Raw genomic sequence first — 18,738 nt, forward strand, 5'->3', positions numbered from 1 at the left:
TCCTCCGGAGGGCGCGGTACTCAGCCCTGGGACGCGGCGCCCTGGGCAGGGTCGGCGCTATCAGCTGGGACGCCGGATCCTGCAGAGGGCTCAGAGTTTCGCGTGGTTCCGGTACTCGATCACGGCGCTGCTGGGGGGCTCAGACCCCGCTTGGATCAGGTAGGCGTTTTCACGTATCGGGGCGACACGGCGGCGCTGACCTGGGATGAAGGGATGTACGCGATCCACGGGTATGAGCCCGGTGATATCGTGCCGGCCCTCGAGGTCGGGTTCGCGCACGTAGAGCCCGCCTCCCGAGATGAGGCCCGATCTTATTGGGGTGAAACCCTGACTGCCGGCATTCCTGCCGCGTGGTACTACACGCTGATCAATGCCCGCGCCCGGCCCCGCCGGGTCCTGGCGGTCGTCGACCCGCTCATCGAGGACGGTGTCGTGCGCGGAGTGCGGGGATTCCTGATTGATATCACCGTTTCCGTGCGGGATGAGATAACTTCAGTGGCGAATACTGCCGTGGCTCGTTCCGCCGCCAAACGCGCGGTCATCGAGCAGGCCAAGGGGGTGCTGCTGGTCACACAGGGTCTGGGCGCGGAGGAAGCCTTCGCCCGCCTGAACCAGTACAGCCAGCGCGTCAACCGGAAAGTCGCCCTGCTTGCCCAGGACATCCTCGATGCCACAGCAGATCCCCAGATCCTGAGAACCCTCACCCGATCAATCTGCGCAGCCACAGCAACTAACCAGTGAACCCGCAACCACCCAATAGCACGCCAATATCAGGTGGAGGACAGGCGGGGCGTGGACTGTAGGCGGAACATCGACAGTGTCAGCGGAGTGTCGGCGGAGTGTCGGCGGAGTGTCGGCGGGGAGACGGGCGAAAGGATGCGCCCCCCCTATTTCTGGCAGCTTCCCCACCATCGAAGCCGTATCTATGGTCAACTAGTAAGTGCACTTACCGTTCCGGTCAAGAAGTCGGCCGGAGTGAGTGCCCCGATGGTGTCCGGGCCTGCTGTGAGAGTGCCCGGGCACCTTCGCGGGATCGGTCATCATGGCATCGGCTCGGCTCGGAGCCAATCGGTTCAGTGCAGCTCGGCTTGTTGCGCCGATTGTTCCGAACCTAGAGGCTTTGGAGCATTAGCTGGCTTGGGTTAGGGTCAGGGTGCTCGCGTCCCGTCATGAGCGGTGCCGCTCATATCGCCTTCAGATGAGGTGATCAGGGTAAGTAGGAAGGGCCGGAGGGCCTCCAGTGCTGTCCGTAACGGATCCGTGTGGAGCAGAACCGTGTCATCGACATCCTCATTTGTGCCGCTCGCTCGCCTCTGTTCACGTTCCTCGCGATCCCGGTGGCCGGCGCGACCGTTGCACCCCAGAAGGTGCGCCCGCGCCGGTAGGCGGCCATCATTAGGATGCCTCTGATCTGTCTTCGCCATTAGTTGGCGGGCGGCGGCAAGAGTTGAGCGCCCCTGGTCGGTGATGGTCACGGTGAGGTAGTTGCGGTGCCCGCTGGGTCGGCGTGTCACCCACCCCTGGTGTTCGAATCGGCTCAGTAAATGCCCGATGGTCTGCGGGCGCAAGTAGAGCAGCTGGGCCAGGCGAGCTTGGTCCATCGCCCCAATGCACTCCAGGTCTTCTAGTGCGTACAGGCCCGTCGGGGTCAACCCAATACCCCGCAGGGCAGCGGTGTCGCTGATGCTGAACTTCCGTGCCGCAATTACTAAGAGGTAACTTGTCTCCAGTGTCATCATGATCCGTACACCGATCCTCTGTGAATCACCGGCCGTCGCGCCACTGAGCACCATACTGCGAACAAGTGACCGTACCGCCCGAGGATGACTGACCCATGTGGCTGACCCGCGGATGGCTGGATCGCAAATGGTTGGACTAGGGATGGTTGGACTACGGACACGGGTTTTCCATCCTCCTGCCTGGCAGGTGCCTGGCTGACAGATACTCAGATAGCGGTGCGGGCTTGGTTTGTGGCCGATCCTGCCTCTGCTCAGCGGAAGTGGTCATCAAAGACCGCGCGCATTACGGGCTATGCCGCGAGTCAAGACTCGTGCCCGACCTGACGGGCCGCACCGGGTAGGAAGGGTGCGGGCAGGACACGGAAGTGCCCTGCCCGCACCGCATGCGCAGTATCGCGGTAGTTCAAATGCGGTAGTTCAAATGCGGTGGGCGCCGTCGGGGCCGCCTGAGGCGCGTCGGTTTACTTGATCCATCTGGTTCGTCTGGGTTGTTTGGTTCGTCTTATTTTTGGTCTGCTGGGCTTTGGCTTTGAGCTGCTGACCGGCCGAGGGTGCGGCGTCGGCCTGCGCCTTGATTTTCGGTGCTTCTTCCTCAGCTTTGCCCAGGTAGCCTTCCCACCGCTTGGACATCGGACCAACAAGCCCACCACCAACACCGACGACGATCACGCCGACGATGGCTGCGAGGACCGCGATAAGGATGGGGGTGGTCACCGTGGTGGCAATTTCGACCTGGTTCAGGGCGGCGATGCTGCCGATGCCGAGGATGAAGACACTCGCGATATTCGCCAGGATCCTGCCGTAAGACAGCCCACCGAGCGCGTTCTGGATGAGGGACTTCACGGCCGCGGCGATGGCCGCTGCAATGACGACGATGACGATCGCGACGATGACCTTGGGCAGGAACGCGATGATCCCCGCGAGAAGGTCACTGACCGGGTTGGGGCCGAACACGCCGAAGGCGAACTGCAGGACGAACAGGACCAGGAAGTAGTAAACGATTTTCGAGACGATGTCGCTGGCATCAAGTGTGGACTGCGCGAGGGCTTTCTTCACGCCGCCGCGCTCGACCGCACGGTCGAACCCGACCTTCTCCAGAAGCTTGTCCAGGGCCTTCGCGACCACCTTCGCGATGATCAGCCCGACGACGAGGATGACCAGGAACAGGACGAGCTTCGGCACGAACTCCACCACGGTTGCCAAACCGGTTCTGAGTGTTTCTTCCATGAGTGCTCCTTCAAACAGGTGGGTGCTAGGGGACGTGGCGTGTGAGACCGCTGCACAGTAGATCACCAGCCAGCAGATTACTGGGCATCGTGACAAGCTAAGTGCAAGGCTACTTATTATCAGCCTGCTTAGATAGTCTAAGGAGGCGCAGCACGGCCCATAGGCTCGTTCCGGTTAGCAGGCAGGACTGGCGGGCAAGACCAGCAGCCAGGGTTGGCATGTGGGATTGTATGAATGGTCCTCAGCCTGATTGGTGTCGTGCCCCGGCGCCTTCGCTCAATCATTTTCGACAAGGGAGCTTTACATGATTTCGCAGAGTGATATCGATGTCATCCTTTCCGGGCGCAGCAGCGTCCTGGATTCCGGTGGGGCGAAGATCGGCTCGGCCGGTCAGGTGTATCTGGATGATCAGACCGGCGAGCCGAGCTGGGTGACCGTCAAGACGGGCCTGTTCGGCACGTCGGAGTCGTTCGTGCCTCTGCAGGGCGCGCAGCTGAGCGGTGATGATGTCTCCGTCGGCTACACCAAGGACCAGGTCAAGGACGCTCCTCGCATCGAGGCCGATGGGGATCTCAGCCCCGAGGAAGAGGACCGCCTGTACCGCCACTACGGGCTGACCAGGCCCACGGCGCAGGGCACCACCGGCAACACTGCAGGCAACACCGCGGGTGTGACTGGTGGTGATCGTTCCGGGCGCACCGGGGATGCTGAATATACTGAGCGGTCGCAGGCACGTGGCACGGTCGGGCATGACACCTCCGGTCCGACGACGGATGATGCGATGACCCGCTCCGAGGAGCAGCTACGCGTGGGCACCGAGCGCCGCGAAGCGGGCAAAGTGCGTCTGCGTAAGTACGTGGTCACCGAGAACGTGACCAAGACAGTCCCGGTCCAGCATGAAGAGGTGCGCGTCGTGTCCGAGCCGATCACGGACGCGAACCGTGGGGATGCCCTGGACGGGCCCGCAATCAGCGAGGAAGAGCACGAAGTCGTCCTCCACGAAGAGCGCGTCGTCGTAGACAAGGAAGCCGTTGCCGTGGAGCGTGTCCGTCTGGACACGGAAACCGTCACCGAGCAGCAGGAAGTCAGCGACACGGTTCGCAAGGAAAAGATCGAGATCCTCGACGAAACCGCCAACGACACCGGTACCACCAGGAACCAGAAGAACAAGCGCTAACCACACACGGTCAGTAGCAAGAAAAAGGCCGGTGGTGTGCTGCGAAAGCAGCACACCACCGGCCTTATTCGTGGGTGATCAGGTAACGATTACGCAGTCCCCGGGCGGTTATCGGACGGTTATCAGACAATCATCGGACGGTTAGGAACCGTAGTTCTCGAAGATCAGGTCCTCGGTGGACTTGTCCCATTGCATGGCTTTGGCATGCTGGATCAGACGCGCGACCGTGGACGCTTCGTCGGCGGGAACCACGAGCAGGTGTTCTTCCACCCCATCATCGAGGGTGAGTTCGAACGTGTAGGAACCGGCCTCGTTCTCGCTGGTTGTGCTGCGGACCACGTCGACGCTCGTGACCCGGCGGATATTTTTGCCCTGTCCTGCTGGCATGCGCTGTTCCTTTCGTAGTCGTCACAGCTGTGACGAGATTGGATAGCTCTCGCTGCAGGTGATGCCTCGCCCTGACCAGGTATTCGATAGGTCCGATGGAACCGGCGGCACCCGCAACACCGTCAACGCTACCCAATAGTCAGTAGGCTGACTACTTCTCCGGATGAGAAGAGAGGTAGTTGCCACTGACGCTTCACGCGTTCAGGGTGGGGCTTTCATCCCGGGCTAAGGGAGGTCCTGTCTGGTGTTACTGGTAGTTGTGTCCTGGGTGTCGGGTTCGAGGCTTTGATGTCTGGGCGCGACGAGGGAGCGCTCGGTGAGCAGGGCGGGGTTGATTTCGGGCAGTTCGGGTAGCGCCGACTCACCCCCACCGTTGTCGGGTAGCGTGCTGGGTCCATGGCCTTGTTCATCCATCAGCGTGTGCGTTTCGGCGAGCAGGATCGCCTCGTCGGTGATGAGGTGATCGGATTCCGCGTTCCATGCTTTGATGGCAGCCCAAGTGACCGCGGTCAAGGGGACGGCGAGGATCGCCCCGATGATCCCTGCGAGGACTGTGCCTGCAGTCAGGGCGACCAGGATCACCAGCGGGTGCACGCTCAAGGTATGGCCCATCACGACCGGTTGCAGGAAGTTCCCCTCGAGCTGGTTCACGAGGATCACAACGCCCAGGACGATCAGGGCGGTGACCGGTCCGTTGGTCACCAGCGCCACCACGGTCGCCAGCGCCCCGGCCAGTGTCGCCCCGATCAAGGGGATGAACGAGCCGATGAAGACGATGATCGCAAGCGGCACAGCCAATGGGACCTGAAGGATGACCAGGGCCAGGCCGATGAAGAACGCGTCCACGGCGGCGATGATTGCCGTGCCGCGCACATACCCGCCCAGCACAGCCAGCGCCTGGTCCCCGACCCTGCGTGCCTTGACCAGACGCACGTCCCTGAAGAATCTCAGCGTGAACGCCCAAATCTTTTCCCCGTCCTTGAGGAAGAAGAAAAGGATGACGACCATCAGAAGTGTCCCCGTGAGGAACGTCGTGGCCGCACTGAGACCCGCCAGCGCTGTGGTGCCCGCGGTACTGCTGGTCACGAAGTCCACGACAGCGTCCCTGGCTGCCTGCAATTGAGCGTCGCTGACGGGGACCGGCCCGTTCTGCAGCAAATCGATCAGTTGGTTCGCTCCCTGCGCGGCTTTCAGGACAAGAATGTCGGTCTGGCCGATGACCGCGACAATGACACCTGTGGTGAGAGCGCCCACGCAGAGCACCAAAAGGATGAAGGCAATAGCCGTAGCCACCGAGCTCGTGCACCCCTTACGTCGCAACCAGGACACGAACGGGCCGATGGCCGAGGCTAAGATCAGCGCAAGCAGCAACGGGATGACGACCAGACGGACCTGGACCAACGCGAACACCAGGACCGTCACCAACACCATGACCAACAAGACATGCAGGGACCGCAAAGCAGCCCGCCCCAACGCCCCATCCCACATGGACGCCCCAGCCAGCCGCGTCGAGGCGCCGTACTGCACCGAAGAAGACCCCACGAACACACCCTCCACATCCCGGCAGCACAAGACCAGCCCCCGAAACGGGGTCGGGCGTGCTGGGCTAATACCAACCAACAAATCACAGCAGGCTTACTATCGTGGCTGCAGCAGCCCCCTTACGCAAACAGCACCACACGAGCAGCACTACTTGGACGCCTCGTACTCGAGTCGGACAGCGTGGAACGCCCTGCGGAGTACCAGCACCAGCAGCCAAGGACGAGCAACTCGACGAGCAGCACGTACGACGATCACACCTGGTCGTGGATGCGACGCCAGGCATAGGCGACGGGATCGTGGGAAATGGTTTCACGCTTTGATGCGAGCCATCAAAGAAAGAAGGAGAGTGCGTCCAACAGAGCGCACTCTCCTTCCTAGCCCCTAAACGTAGGCCTTTCACCCTGGCCCCTGAATCCTAGGCCCTTGGGCTTGGGGTCCTGTGAGTCTCAGTTCCGAGGTGGGTTGCTGGGCCGGGGTGCCGCGGATCAGTCTTTTTTGAAGACGTCCTTGAGTTTCTCGCCCGCCTGCTTGAGATCGCCCTTGACCTGGTCGGTCTGACCCTCGGCCTTCAGGTCCTGATTTCCTGTGGCATTGCCGGCTGCTTCCTTGCCCTGACCCCCCAGCTTTTGCGCTGCATTGCCGATCTTGTCATCGAGTCCCATGATGCTCCCCTTCCCAGGGTTTCGTCAGATGTCTGAGTATGTCCCGTACGTTCCCAATCGGACGATGCCCCACCGATCCAATGATGCGGCGCCGACCAAAAACGCCGGTCCTCACTTTCTAGCATGCCGACGGCGGAAACCGGCGCGCATCCCACATCTAGCATCCTGGCTCATCACCTAAGGTGCACGTCCGCGCTGCCATAGACGCCATGAATGCTAGGGCTGCCGCGCCTTCACGGCTTGGCTCGCCCTATCACTTATCCGTGCGGCGGACCGGTTTTGTCACTTAGAAATGTAGCCGAATGCCATCATCTGAGACCTCAGCCCGGCGTTGTACCGCGGTGCCGTACCTTATGGGCGATGGGACGGAAAGAGCGTTCCGCACACTTCAAGTAGTAAGCATACTTAGCTATCATGGGGGTGACCTCAGTGACTTACCCGGTTGCCGGAACCTTTCGTTGAGGTTCGTCACAGCACATGCTGACCATCGAGAGAGCGGTGCTCGGACGGGGTAGGCACGACCAATGAAAAGGACTTGTCATGGCTACAGAACACACTTCGGGAGCCAGCACTCCCAGAAACCGGCGCGATGATGTCGTGGCCGCGCAGAAAGACCGTTTCGGCGGCATCAAGTTCGGCTCCGCGTTCTTCGGCTGGCTGACCGCGATCGGCCTGACCGTCATCCTCAGTGCCCTCGCGACGGCGATCGGCGTTGGGATCGGGGCCGCGAACACCAGCAGCACCACTGATGCCGCGAACCAGGCTACCGAGAACGCCGACACGATCGGCATCGTGAGCGGGATCGTCCTGGCGATCATCCTGTTCCTGGCTTATTACTGCGGCGGCTACGTCGCCGGCCGTATGGCGCGCTTTGACGGCGCGAAGCAGGGCCTGGCTGTCTGGCTGTGGGGCATTATCATCGCCGTCGTTCTGGCGGTCCTGGCCCTCATCGCCGGAGACCAGTTCAACGTCCTGTCCCGCCTCGACGGTGTGCCCAGTCTCCAGTTCAATCAGGACACCCTGACAGCCAGCGGTCTGATCGCCCTGGCGATCGCCGTCCTCGTCCCACTGATCGCGGCGATTCTCGGCGGCAAGGCCGGGATGCTCTTCCACCGCAAGGTCGACCAGGCCGGCATCGACCACCAGGCCGGCCTCGATCAGCATCGTCGCCCGAACTGATGGGACGCTTTCACCCCAGAGCAGGCGACCATCTGAGTGGGCCTTTCCTTACCCTTGACGCCCCGGCGACGGGAGGTACCCGATTCCACGACAAGGCAGGGCAGACCCTGGCGTGGGTGAAAGCCGACATCTTCCCTCCTGTGGGGACGGCCGTCGTCCTCCCGAATGGCAGCACCCTGCACGTCCAGAGCCTCTACCTGGATCTCAGTCGTGAGGACCAGATCGCCCATATCTCTGTCCGTCTCGGCGCAACCTCCACGCCGGGCCACCCAGCGCCGGACACCTCGACAGCGATCCACTCGACATCGGATCACTTGAGCAGCGGGGATTTCTCCGGCGCCGTCCCGGCAACGCACCCGCGAGCCTCCTAAGAGGCGTACCGATGACGAAGCGGAGTCCGGGGGTGTCCACGACGTCTCGGACCGGCAGAGGGCCCGTTCTATCTCCGGTCCTCCTCAGATCATCCCGAGGAGGAGCGGAGATGTGCCGGAAGCGAAGGATCTGCTTCCTGATGCTGGTTCTGATCATGGTGCTACCGGTTCCTGCTTGTCGCGGTGCGGTTGAAGACCCTAAGCCCGCTCTGGTGAGCCAGGAGCCGATGGTGACCTACCACACGGGCACAGATGCTCTCTGGTACATCACCATCGACATCACCAAGAAGACCACCGTTGATGGTACTAACGTCGACGGCATCGCCAGCGGCAGTGCCGAACGGTGCGTTCAGGATCCTATGGTCGCCGAAAGGTTACCGTCACCGGATGCATCGTCTGCGGCGTTCACCGTCATCTTGCCGCCGCACGCCATCGAAGACGACGCGCAAAGAATCGTCAGCTGCTTCCAGCAAGAGCTTCCCGAGACTCCACTGACCCTCACCCGGCCCGCAAACCCACCCAGACAGGGCTGATCAATAAGCTACAAGCTCCCCCTGGCCGGCACTGACCAACCCGGAAATGCTTCGTATGAGCACCGGATACGACCGCATGCACTCTACCCATGTAGTTTTGCGCCCCCTGGTAGGGGCGGGCGGCGAAATGATCAGACCCCGACCGGCTTGATGGTGACCACCACAACCGGCCAGGGCCTCACCCCCAACGATAGAAGCATCACGCTGCTCAGCCAAGTCCAATGCCTAATACGCCCCAATCCCAAAGACAGAGACAACATAGGGGCGGTGCCATCTGCTCGGTCTGGGCGGATGCCTGGAACTGCTCTTGTATGCGGGGTGACCTTACATGAGCTCACGTCTCGTCCGCATCCGGGTGATCTGCAGGTACCGGCTCGCGGCCACGGCTCTACACTGTCGGTTATGCGTTCGCTGACTGCCTATCGTGTCGTGGTGGCCGGTGCCGTCCTCCTGGCGATGGGGGCCTGTGATGACGGGACCTCGGCAGAGGAGCTGGAGAGATGCATGGAGAACAGGCAACCCACCATCAGCGCGGCCATCGACGCCGGCACCGAAACCGAACAGGCCTACCAAGAAGCACTAACGGCGTGCGGGAACGATCGGCTCAGCGACACCGAGCGCACCAAACTCTTCACCCGACCGTAAATCCTCTCCCCACACCCGATCAACGCCCTGATCGCTGTTCTGACCGCCGTCCTGACCGTCGCCCTGACCGTCGGCGAGGTCCCGGCGCGAGGCAGCAGACGCCAGTGATCGCTGACGCATCAATGGTTCTTGGCCTCCGAGAGGGGGCGAAGTGCCCTGCAATGCTCAGTGACATCGGGCAAGGATGAGCTCATGCTCCCCGTCCTGGATCTCGGTGTCGTCTCTGCGCTGGCCATCGACCTCAACTCATCATGCGACGCCCTTGAGGTGCTCGGCAGATTCCAGGCGGATCTACCCTCCCGGGTCCGCGCGATCCATGACGCAGTTTATTCATGGAGCCCTGACCGGATTACCACCGCCCTGACAAGCCTGCACACGCACGCATCCACGGTCGGTGCCCTGCGCCTGTACGAGCTCACCGCGCTGGCCCTGTCCGGGATCGACCCCGCAACCTCCCTCGTGCACGCGATGCCTCTGGCCGCCGACCCCAACGCCTTGCAGGACCTCAACCGCGAGGCGGCACTGTTCACCCATGCCTACGCCGCGCTCTGCTCCCACCCAAGACTGCTCGACCCGCCCAACGCCGGCTGACACCCTCGCATAACCCCCGCGACCCGGCTACAGCGCATCACCAACACGATCCACCACCACCAATCACAGCAGACAGGCGACCAGGCGGGCAGGCAGTCAGGCAGGCGGGCAGGCAGACCGGCAGTCAGGCAGGCGGGCAGGCAGACCGACGGGCAGGCAGACCGGCGCCAGCGGGCGGGCAGCCGGGAGGGCAGGTGGGCACGCGGGCACGTTCAGCCGCGTCTCGGTTTCAGCCGGTCGGGGTCGCCAAGCAAGATGGGTGGGTTGCATGATGGGCCGATGATCCCTGTCCTGGATACGGCCGTCGTCTACGCTCTGGCCGCAGATCTGCGGTCTTCTCGCGAGGCGTTGAACTTCCTGGACAGATTCGACGCCCTGCTCTCGAGCCGTCTGCAAAGAATCCATGATGCCCTCATGACCCAGGATCTCGAGCAGATGACAGTCGCCCTGCTGGGCCTGCATACGAGCGCTGCGATGGTCGGGGCAGCCCAACTCCACCACTGCACAGCCCGCATCGTGGAGGAACTCAGCCGGTGGCCGTTCTCCGCGATCGCATCACGAGCCATCATGAAGGATCTGGGGAAAGAAGCCGTGCAGTTCACCCGCGCCTACCGAAGGATGCGTTCACGGCAAACCCCCAACCCCGCCCCGACAGCAGACACCCCGGCGCAGCCCACCGCACGACAGCGCACACGACCCAGCCCACCGACAGAACCCCTCCCGCCCAGCTCATCAACAGAACCCGTCCTACCGACACAACCGCAGGAACCCGTGCCGCCCGGATAATCTCAGGTACCCGCACCAGGGCGAGCCCGGCGGGCTAGCAGCCTGCCTCGTACCTGCACTTCACAAGAAATCTCTTCGCCGAAAGAGCAGCCGCTGACTCCTGCCCGGCATGCTCTAGCCCACTTGGCCCGGTCGATGTTCTACTGGAAGCTGTCGTGCCAGTAGAAGCTTCCACCTCCTTTTGCTGGCACGACCTATAACCTACGACGCGCGGAGACCTCGGGAACCTGCAGAACTCGGAAACGTCCCGGGCCGCGCGGCGCGTCAGCCCAGAAACACCGTCAAGTCCACAGTTTTCGCAACTCTGATTTGGTTTCGCCTCGTCATAGTTTCAGCCGATCAATGCCGTGAAGAAGGCCCAGTGGGTCGCATGATGGGCCTATGATCCCTGTCCTGGATGTGGCCGTCGTTCAAGCCCTGGCCGCGGATCTGCGCTCCACGCGCGAGGCCTTGAGCGTCCTGGACAGGTTCGACGCGCTGCTATCAAGCCGTCTGCAAAGGATCCACGACGCCCTCATGACCCAGGACCTCGTGCAGATGGAAGTCGCCCTGCTGAGCCTGCATACCAGCGCTGCGATGGTCGGGGCAGCCCAACTCCACCACTGCACAGCCCACATCGTGGAGCAGCTCAGTGGGTGGCCGTTTTCCGCGCCCGCATCACGGGCACTGATGAAAGACCTGGCCAGCGAAGCCATACAGTTCACCCGGGCCTACAGGATGCTGCGTTCACTACGAACCCTGAACCACGCCCCAGCCCGGACCACAGCCCCGACCCTGCTGACCACCCGCAAACGCAAAAAACCCTCGCTACCCCCATCACCGGCACCACCGGCAGTGCCGACACCACTACGGCGACCCGGGACTGAAGAAAAACGGTCGTGAAGTCGTTCAGGGACTGTAAGAAAAACGGTGTGTGAGGGCCCGGCCTGATCCAAGAGGAGATGGCCGTGAACGACTTCACGACCGAAGCAACAGAAGCGACGATCGATCCTGTGACGGGAGAGATCATCGTTTCTGTTGGATCTTGCCGAGCGGCTGCTCGCCCAGGCAAGGAGCAGGGCGTAAGCCTGGTCGGGCCCGGCGGCCTGTTGAACCAGCTCACGAAGAACGTCCTGGAAACCGCTCTGGACGCCGAGCTGACCGAGCATCTCGGGCATGAGCACGGGCAGACACCGATCGCGGCGAGCATGCGTAACGGCACCCGATTGAAGACCGTGCTGACGGAGATCGGCCCGGTCGAGATCGAGGTGCCGAGGGATCGGGATGGTTCGTTTGAGCCGGTGATCGTGCCCAAACGGAAACGACGCCTGGACGGGATCGATCAGATTGTGCTTTCCCTGTCCGCCCGCGGACTGACGACCGGGGAGATCGCCGCGCATTTCGAGGAGGTCTACGGGGCGAAAGTCTCCAACGACACGATCAGCCGGATTGCGGAGAAGGTCGCCGGGGAGCTTGCAGAGTGGGCTTCTCGGCCGTTGGATCCGCTCTACCCGGTCCTGTTCGTCGATGCGATCGTGGTCAAGGTCAGGGACGGGCAGGTCCGCAACACCCCGTTCTACGCCCGTCTCGGGCGTGACGACGAACGGGGAACGCGACATCCTGGGGATCTGGGCCGGCGACGGAGGTGAAGGGGCGAGGTTCTGGCTGCAGGTCTTCTCCGAGCTGAAGAACCGCGGCGTCGAAGACGTGCTCATCGCCGTCTGCGACGGGCTCAAGGGCCTGCCCGAGGCGATCACGACCACCTGGGAGCGGACCGTGGTGCAGCAGTGCATCGTGCACCTGATCCGCAACAGCTTCCGGTATGCCGGCCGGCAACACCGCGACGGGATCGTCAAGGCGCTCAAACCTGTCTATACGGCACCGAGTGAAGCAGCGGCGAAGGACCGGTTCACGGAGTTCACCGCCGAGTGGGGCGAACGGTATCCGGCGATCGTGAAGCTCTGGGAGTCCTCCTGGGCCGAGTTCGTGCCCTTCCTCGAATACGACGTGGAGATCCGCCGGGTCATCTGCACGACGAACGCGATCGAGTCGATCAACGCCCGCTACCGCCGAGCGGTCAGGGCCCGCGGACACTTCCCGAACGAGACCGCTGCGCTGAAGTGCCTGTATCTCGTGACCCGGTCTCTTGACCCGACCGGCGGCGGCAGAGCACGCTGGGTGATCAAGTGGAAACCAGCGCTCAACGCGTTCGCTTTTCCCCTTCGCAGGCCGGTTCGAGAGCACCACTCACTGATGAAAACCGCCGGACCCACACACCGTTTATCGGACAGTCCCGGGAACGTAGAGGGGCGAAAGGTTGTCCTACCGGGGTGGACGGCGACAGAAGCAGTCGTTCACCTCACGAACACCATGACGATGAGGTGGGTGCAGGCATGGCTTAGGGTCTGTGGGTGTGGTGGTCCTCGACGGAACCGGGCTCACCGGGGGTCCCCGGCAAGAATGCTGGCATGAGGATACGAACCTCGATAAAGGGGTGTTGACCGCTTCGATAATTCGACGGGTGCAGATACTGATTCAGTACCCGCACGGCGGCCTGGTCAACGCGCCGTGCCATCGTCAGGTCGACCAGGACGGTGCGCACTCCGCTGATCGAGGTCGCCCGGCGGATGAGTGCTCGCAACGCGAAGCTGCCGCTCGTCGTGAAAAAGCCAACAATGCGTAACTCCGCGGTTCCGGATTGGGCGGTGAGGCGGGGTATGACCCGCAGCTTATGCAACATGAGACAGTGAACCTCGCAGTCAAGGACCGAATCAGGACCCTGCTGCTTGAGTGCCAGGCTCCCTGATAATCCCTCCTCCCGCTATGCGGCCGGTGTATCCCTACAGCAGGACCTACCGGAATGCACCGACGGGTATCCCAGCGACAGGGATAGTCCGGCCGGAGCGGACGCCACTCGGGGCTGGGGCACCAGGTATCCGCCGAGGAACACGGTAGTTCGAGGAAACCTCAGGTCCGAGACACAAGCCCTATCCCGGACGGCACTACGGAGATAGCAGTCCAAAGCAATACCTGCGCGTGCCGCTGCGACGCGATTCCCTGCCTGATCGCAACCTAAGCGGCTCAGGTGGCTTCAAGGATGGTCCGGGCTGTGGCGAGGGCGTGATCCTTGACGTCTGCGATCTCGGATGCCCGCGCAACGAGGCCCCTGGCGATGACGGTGACCTTCCGGTTGGTGTCCTGGCTGTGCTGGCTGATCAGGTGAAAGGCCTGATCGGCTGTGATGCCGGCCTGTCCCATCAGGATGCCCTTGGCTTGTTCAATGACGCCGCGCTCACGGGCTGATGCTGCCACAGCGTCCCTGGCTTGTTGAGCGGAGTCGACGCGGACGGAGCGGGACACATCGATCATGATTCCCCAGACTCCGACCACCGCATCCTCGTGTCGGATCTGGTCTCCCACGATCAGCACCTTGTGCTCGGTTCGATGCGCGTCGTTCAGGGTGAGGTAAGTCGACAGGGGCCCACCGTGCGTCCGGACTTCCTGCCAGTACGCGGCCGCCTGATCCCGTATCTCGGGCGGGAAATGACTCAGCCCGAGCTCGAGGGAGGGAGCGACCTGGCCTGGCTCGTAGCCGTGGAGAGCGAACATCTCATCAGACCAGTAGAACGTGTCGGTGTCGAAAAAGTACTCGAACGTCCCGGTCGGAGAGTCATCGAACAATCTGGTTGGAACAAGATCACCAGGGGTCCTGGTCTTAGCCTTCTGAGGAGGCGTCGGCATGCGCGGTGCACCCATCCGTTGCGTGCGGATACGGCGCTGGCTGCCTAACCCCGTCCATCACGAATCATAGCAACCAAGCGACTCGGGAGTTGAGTCCCTGATAGTGGTGTAGCGCGGTTGCCCGGTTCGTCATGGTGATCGACATGGGCGCGGCCACCGCGTGATCCTTCGAGTGATCTCTCACAACCGAACTCGAAGAAGGACACACGATGACCGCTCCCCATATTGTCGACCCTGCCGGTGTGCTTGCTGAAGCCCTGAGCGACGCGTCGCCGGATCTGATGCGTTCGCTGCTGCAGAGCATGATCAACGCGCTACTCTCGGCTGACGCCGATGCCGTGGCCGGCGCTGAATGGGGCAAGTCCAGCCCTGACCGGCTCACCCAGCGCAACGGCTACCGGCACCGCGACCTGGATACCCGGGTCGGAACGATCGACGCCGCGATCCCGAAGCTGCGCTCCGGCACCTACTTCCCCGACTGGCTGCTCGAGCGCCGTAAGCGGGCCGAGTCCGCGCTGATCACGGTCGTCGCTGACTGCTATCTCGCCGGCGTCAGCACACGACGCATGGACAAGCTCGTGAGAACTCTCGGCATCAACTCGCTCTCGAAGTCGCAGGTCTCCCGCATGGCGGCCGAGCTCGATGACCACGTCAACGAGTTCCGCCACCGACCCCTGGGCGAGGCAGGCCCGTTCACCTTCGTCGCCGCCGACGCCCTGACCATGAAGGTCCGCGAAGGCGGCAGGGTCATCAACGCGGTCGTCATGATCGCGACCGGCGTCAACGCCGACGGGCGTCGGGAAGTCCTCGGCCTGCGCGTCGCCACGTCCGAGACAGGGCCCGCCTGGAACACGTTCTTCGCCGACCTCGTCGCCCGCGGACTGACCGGCGTCCGCCTCATCACCTCCGACGCCCACCAGGGACTGGTCGGAGCAATCGCAGCGAACCTACCCAGGGCGTCCTGGCAGCGGTGCCGCACCCACTACGCCGCAAATCTGATGAGTGTGACACCGAAGACCATGTGGCCGGCTGTGAAAGCAATGCTCCATTCGGTCTATGACCAGCCCGATGCCGCCGCCGTGCACGCCCAGTTCGACCGGCTCCTGGATTACGTCGAGGAGAAACTTCCCGACGCCCATGAGCACCTCGACGCAGCCCGCGCGGACATCCTCGCGTTCACTGGATTCCCTGAAGGACTCTGGCAGCAGGTCTGGTCGAACAACCCCAACGAGCGGTTGAACCGTGAAATCCGCCGTCGTACCGATAGCGTCGGGATCTTCCCCAACCGGGACGCGATCATTCGCCTCGTCGGGGCGGTCCTCGCCGAGCAGACCGACGAATGGGCTGAAGGACGCCGCTACCTCGGACTCGACATCCTCGCCAAGAGCCGCCTCACCCTCGTCACCGACACCGACGACACGACCACCGACAAGGAGACCCGCCCCGCACTCACCGCCTAACCCCTGAAGGGTCACGCAGCGCTACACCACTCCCAGGGGCTTGACTTCCTTTCGGGTGTGCCGATCGGAGGCAACGCCGTCGTGGCAGCCGCTGCTGTCGTGACAAAGGCCGTGCCGGGTAACACGGATGTTGTGGGATCACCCGCACGAGCAGTGCGCTCGGTCAACGACTGAGCGACCGTCGAAGTGGAGAAACCAAAAGTCTTTGATTACCGCTGGACGACTCGTCCGTGCGAAAAATGCTGGGTCCCGTCCTGTGTGTCACAGTGGGCACAAAAGGTTTTGGTTTACGCTTCGATCGGAACTGCGTGTACTGAGGGAGATAATGATGACGTTCGATGGAGCTGGTCTGAAGCCTGTCGGTATCGAGGATGTCGCGCGCGCCGCGTCTGTATCCATCACCACGGTCTCGCATGCTTTGAGTGGTCGAGGCCAGGTTGCAGAGGCTACGAGGGAGCGTGTCCGACGGGTTGCCGATGAGCTCGGGTATGCGCCGAATCGTATGGCTAGTGGGTTGAAAAGCAGGCGTTCGCAGATCGTTGGTTTGGTTTCTGATGACATTGCTACCACGCCGTTCGCGACTGGCGTGGTCCTGGGCGCACAGGACGCAGCGTCGGAGCGCGGGCAACTGTTGGTCGTGGTCAATTCGAACCGTGATAGTGACACCGAGTCCAAGCAGTTATCGGCGCTGCTGGCGGCACAGATCGATGCCATCGTTTACGCGCGCATGTTCCATGAGGACTCAACCGAACTCCCACAAGAACTCACCCGGGTTCCGTCGGCCTTAGTTGATATTACCGATCCGCGGGGAAAGGTCCGCTCCGTGGTTCCCGATGAGGAGCAGATTGGTCGGTTAGCCACGGAGACTCTGCTTGCTGCCGGCCACAGGTCTATCGTCCATTTCACACTCACCGTGGCGGGTCCTGGCACTAGTGGGCGGGCCAGGGGTTACGAAGCGGTGATGCGGGGTGCAGGGTTGCAGGGCAGAACGTTCACCGGAGGTGATTCCGGAACCGCCGAGGCGGGTCGCATCGCTTTCGCTCAGATGATGGAGGCCGGCGCCCGAGACACTACCGCCGTGTTCTGTTTCAATGACCCGATGGCCATGGGCGTGTATCAGGCCGCCATCCGGCTAGGGGTGAACATTCCCGCCGATTTGTCAGTGGTCTCGGTCGATAATTTCGAACCGGTCGCGAACGCGCTCCTGCCGGGGCTAACGACTGTTGCCCTGCCGCATTATGCGATGGGGCGATGGGCCGTGACCGCGGCACTGGATGAAATGGAATCCAAGAAACCAGATGGGCCGCTGGACACTCGACTTCCGGGCTACCTGGTGACCCGGAAGTCAGTTGCCGCTCCGCGCATGGGGGACCTAATTTCGCGCTAGCCGGTGAACGGCGACGGCTGCCCCGGCAATGGTCCAAGGACCTTCCAGTGCTGTCATCGGAGCGGCGAACACTCCGGCCCAAGAGGCTATCTCGACCACGGGGCCGTCGATGATGACACGGATGTCGCCTGCCCAGGGAAAGCTGTACACCTCATCCCTGATGCGCACCACGAGTTCCGCTGCAGTGCGCTCCAAGGCCAGGACAGGCCCGCAGTCCTGCCGAATCGCAAAGGAGTTGCCCGAGGCCGCGGGCCACACGATGTCGCACGCCGAGCCCGCCGGTCCGAGCTGCTCTCCGGCGGGGACCCGGTAAGCGTCGAGGTCGGGATGCGGTGTCAGCACTAGGGTATCGTCCTGGATTGATATGCGGTATGGAATTGAGTGTGCTCCCGCCCATCCGGGGCCTGTTATCTCACGGAGCCAGAACATCATGCAGGAGGACCCCTTGGCGTCCTGAAAGACTGTTGCGGCGTAAGGGGATGGGCCGTGACTGAGCCGGCGCCACGTGCTGGCGGTGAAGATCCCGTCGATGAAGGTACCGAGCGCGTAGACGACGTCGAAGAGGACGTTGTCCTCCCATACCGAAACGATGAGTGCGTGCTGTCCGTTAACCTCAAGGATTTGCGGGCACTCCCACATGCCCCCGCTCCGGACCGGCTCCCGTTCGCTCACGGGACGACTGAGCACGATTCCTTCAGGGCGCCAGTCCACCCCGTCGGCGGAGAAATAGCCCAGAGCGCCGGCCGTTCCGTCATCAAAGGCAGCACCGACGATCATCTGCCATCCCTCAGTGGTCCGGATGAAGGCGGGATCACGGTAGGCGATCAAGTTTTTGTCCCCCGCAGGGCGAGCCACGATAGCGCCCTTTTTCCACTCGATCCAGTCATCGTTGACTGGTGTTGCTGTGCGCACCGTTCCCAGCGCCGGGTTCTCGGCGGTAACCGATGTGTAGAAGATGGTTGGTGTTCCTGCATCATCGACGATGAGCGAACCCGACCACACCCCGTCGTCTCCTTCTCCGGGAACGAGAGCGGGTTCCATCTCCTCGAGGGAGAACAGGTCAGTGCCACTGGCATGACCCCAGTAGCACCCCAGCCCCCATGTCGTAGCACTGGGTACGTGCTGGAAGAAGTGATGGTATCGCCCGTTGGCGTAGGTGATCCCGTGAGGATCGTTGATCCACCCCTGGGAGGTGAAGTGGAATTGCGGCCGCGCTGTCGCTGGTGAGGGTTCCATCGGTATCCAATCGTTATGAAGCTGAAACATGATCTGTTTTGCGAGCGGGTGTGACACTGGTTACTGTCGATCATCATCAAAACGTTTTGGTCGATA

At 62.5% G+C, this 18,738-nt stretch carries 16 protein-coding genes and 1 pseudogene; 10 read left to right on the forward strand and 7 right to left on the reverse strand.

Annotated features, from left to right (window positions below; all coding sequences use genetic code 11):
• The first annotated feature begins 150 nt into the window (after positions 1-150).
• On the forward strand, positions 151-741 hold the full coding sequence (locus tag V6S67_RS19450) for an ANTAR domain-containing protein (protein WP_334211981.1): 591 nt from the start codon (positions 151-153) through the stop codon (positions 739-741).
• Positions 742-1,148: 407 nt separating this feature from the next.
• Here the strand turns inward: V6S67_RS19450 and V6S67_RS20065 are convergent, their stop codons facing one another.
• Together V6S67_RS20065 and V6S67_RS19455 are read right to left on the reverse strand one after the other, a co-directional pair.
• Complete coding sequence (locus V6S67_RS20065) at positions 1,149-1,793, reverse strand: MarR family winged helix-turn-helix transcriptional regulator (protein ID WP_442884941.1); 645 nt, start codon at positions 1,791-1,793, stop codon at positions 1,149-1,151.
• Between the two features lie 363 nt (positions 1,794-2,156).
• On the reverse strand, positions 2,157-2,966 hold the full coding sequence (locus tag V6S67_RS19455; protein WP_334211982.1) for a mechanosensitive ion channel family protein: 810 nt from the start codon (positions 2,964-2,966) through the stop codon (positions 2,157-2,159).
• Positions 2,967-3,270: 304 nt separating this feature from the next.
• Here V6S67_RS19455 and V6S67_RS19460 point away from each other — a divergent pair, with 304 nt between their 5' ends.
• Positions 3,271-4,143, forward strand: a complete 873-nt coding sequence (locus V6S67_RS19460; protein ID WP_334211983.1) for a YsnF/AvaK domain-containing protein — start codon at positions 3,271-3,273, stop codon at positions 4,141-4,143.
• A gap of 141 nt (positions 4,144-4,284) precedes the next feature.
• Here V6S67_RS19460 and V6S67_RS19465 read toward each other — a convergent pair whose 3' ends face one another.
• The 3 genes from V6S67_RS19465 to V6S67_RS19475 all read right to left on the reverse strand — a co-directional run bounded on the left by V6S67_RS19465 (position 4,285) and on the right by V6S67_RS19475 (position 6,734).
• On the reverse strand, positions 4,285-4,530 hold the full coding sequence (locus V6S67_RS19465) for a hypothetical protein (protein WP_334211984.1): 246 nt from the start codon (positions 4,528-4,530) through the stop codon (positions 4,285-4,287).
• A gap of 225 nt (positions 4,531-4,755) precedes the next feature.
• On the reverse strand, positions 4,756-6,072 hold the full coding sequence (locus V6S67_RS19470) for an AI-2E family transporter (RefSeq protein ID WP_334211985.1): 1,317 nt from the start codon (positions 6,070-6,072) through the stop codon (positions 4,756-4,758).
• Between the two features lie 485 nt (positions 6,073-6,557).
• Positions 6,558-6,734 carry a CsbD family protein gene (locus tag V6S67_RS19475; RefSeq protein ID WP_334211986.1) on the reverse strand — a complete coding sequence of 59 codons (177 nt, stop codon included), beginning with the start codon at positions 6,732-6,734 and terminating at the stop codon, positions 6,558-6,560.
• Between the two features lie 540 nt (positions 6,735-7,274).
• Here V6S67_RS19475 and V6S67_RS19480 point away from each other — a divergent pair.
• The 6 genes and pseudogenes from V6S67_RS19480 to V6S67_RS19505 all read left to right on the forward strand — a co-directional run.
• On the forward strand, positions 7,275-7,913 hold the full coding sequence (locus tag V6S67_RS19480) for a hypothetical protein (RefSeq protein WP_334211987.1): 639 nt from the start codon (positions 7,275-7,277) through the stop codon (positions 7,911-7,913).
• Positions 7,914-8,424: 511 nt separating this feature from the next.
• Complete coding sequence (locus tag V6S67_RS19485; RefSeq protein ID WP_334211988.1) at positions 8,425-8,817, forward strand: hypothetical protein; 393 nt, start codon at positions 8,425-8,427, stop codon at positions 8,815-8,817.
• Between the two features lie 402 nt (positions 8,818-9,219).
• Positions 9,220-9,462, forward strand: coding sequence for a hypothetical protein (locus V6S67_RS19490; protein ID WP_334211989.1), 243 nt, complete (start codon positions 9,220-9,222; stop codon positions 9,460-9,462).
• Between the two features lie 192 nt (positions 9,463-9,654).
• Positions 9,655-10,053 carry a hypothetical protein gene (locus V6S67_RS19495; RefSeq protein WP_334211990.1) on the forward strand — a complete coding sequence of 133 codons (399 nt, stop codon included), beginning with the start codon at positions 9,655-9,657 and terminating at the stop codon, positions 10,051-10,053.
• A gap of 1,167 nt (positions 10,054-11,220) precedes the next feature.
• Positions 11,221-11,721 (forward strand): hypothetical protein, encoded by a 501-nt coding sequence (locus tag V6S67_RS19500; protein ID WP_334211991.1) that lies wholly within the window; start codon positions 11,221-11,223, stop codon positions 11,719-11,721.
• A gap of 59 nt (positions 11,722-11,780) precedes the next feature.
• Positions 11,781-13,065 (forward strand): annotated as a pseudogene (locus tag V6S67_RS19505) (IS256 family transposase); the annotation flags it as partial.
• 834 nt (positions 13,066-13,899) lie between these two features.
• Here the strand turns inward: V6S67_RS19505 and V6S67_RS19510 are convergent.
• Complete coding sequence (locus V6S67_RS19510) at positions 13,900-14,559, reverse strand: ANTAR domain-containing protein (RefSeq protein WP_334211992.1); 660 nt, start codon at positions 14,557-14,559, stop codon at positions 13,900-13,902.
• A gap of 209 nt (positions 14,560-14,768) precedes the next feature.
• On the opposite strand from V6S67_RS19510, the gene V6S67_RS19515 reads away from it, so the two are divergent.
• Positions 14,769-16,019, forward strand: coding sequence for an IS256 family transposase (locus tag V6S67_RS19515; protein ID WP_334211993.1), 1,251 nt, complete (start codon positions 14,769-14,771; stop codon positions 16,017-16,019).
• 325 nt (positions 16,020-16,344) lie between these two features.
• Positions 16,345-17,406: a LacI family DNA-binding transcriptional regulator gene (locus V6S67_RS19520; RefSeq protein WP_334211994.1), complete on the forward strand. Its 1,062-nt coding sequence runs from the start codon at positions 16,345-16,347 to the stop codon at positions 17,404-17,406.
• On the opposite strand, the gene V6S67_RS19525 is transcribed toward V6S67_RS19520, so the two are convergent.
• On the reverse strand, positions 17,392-18,672 hold the full coding sequence (locus V6S67_RS19525; RefSeq protein ID WP_334212020.1) for a glycoside hydrolase family 32 protein: 1,281 nt from the start codon (positions 18,670-18,672) through the stop codon (positions 17,392-17,394). The genes V6S67_RS19520 and V6S67_RS19525 overlap by 15 nt on opposite strands.
• Positions 18,673-18,738: the final 66 nt, after the last annotated feature.

This window comes from Arthrobacter sp. Soc17.1.1.1 (assembly GCF_036867195.1).
Taxonomy (GTDB): Bacteria; Actinomycetota; Actinomycetes; order Actinomycetales; family Micrococcaceae; genus Arthrobacter_D.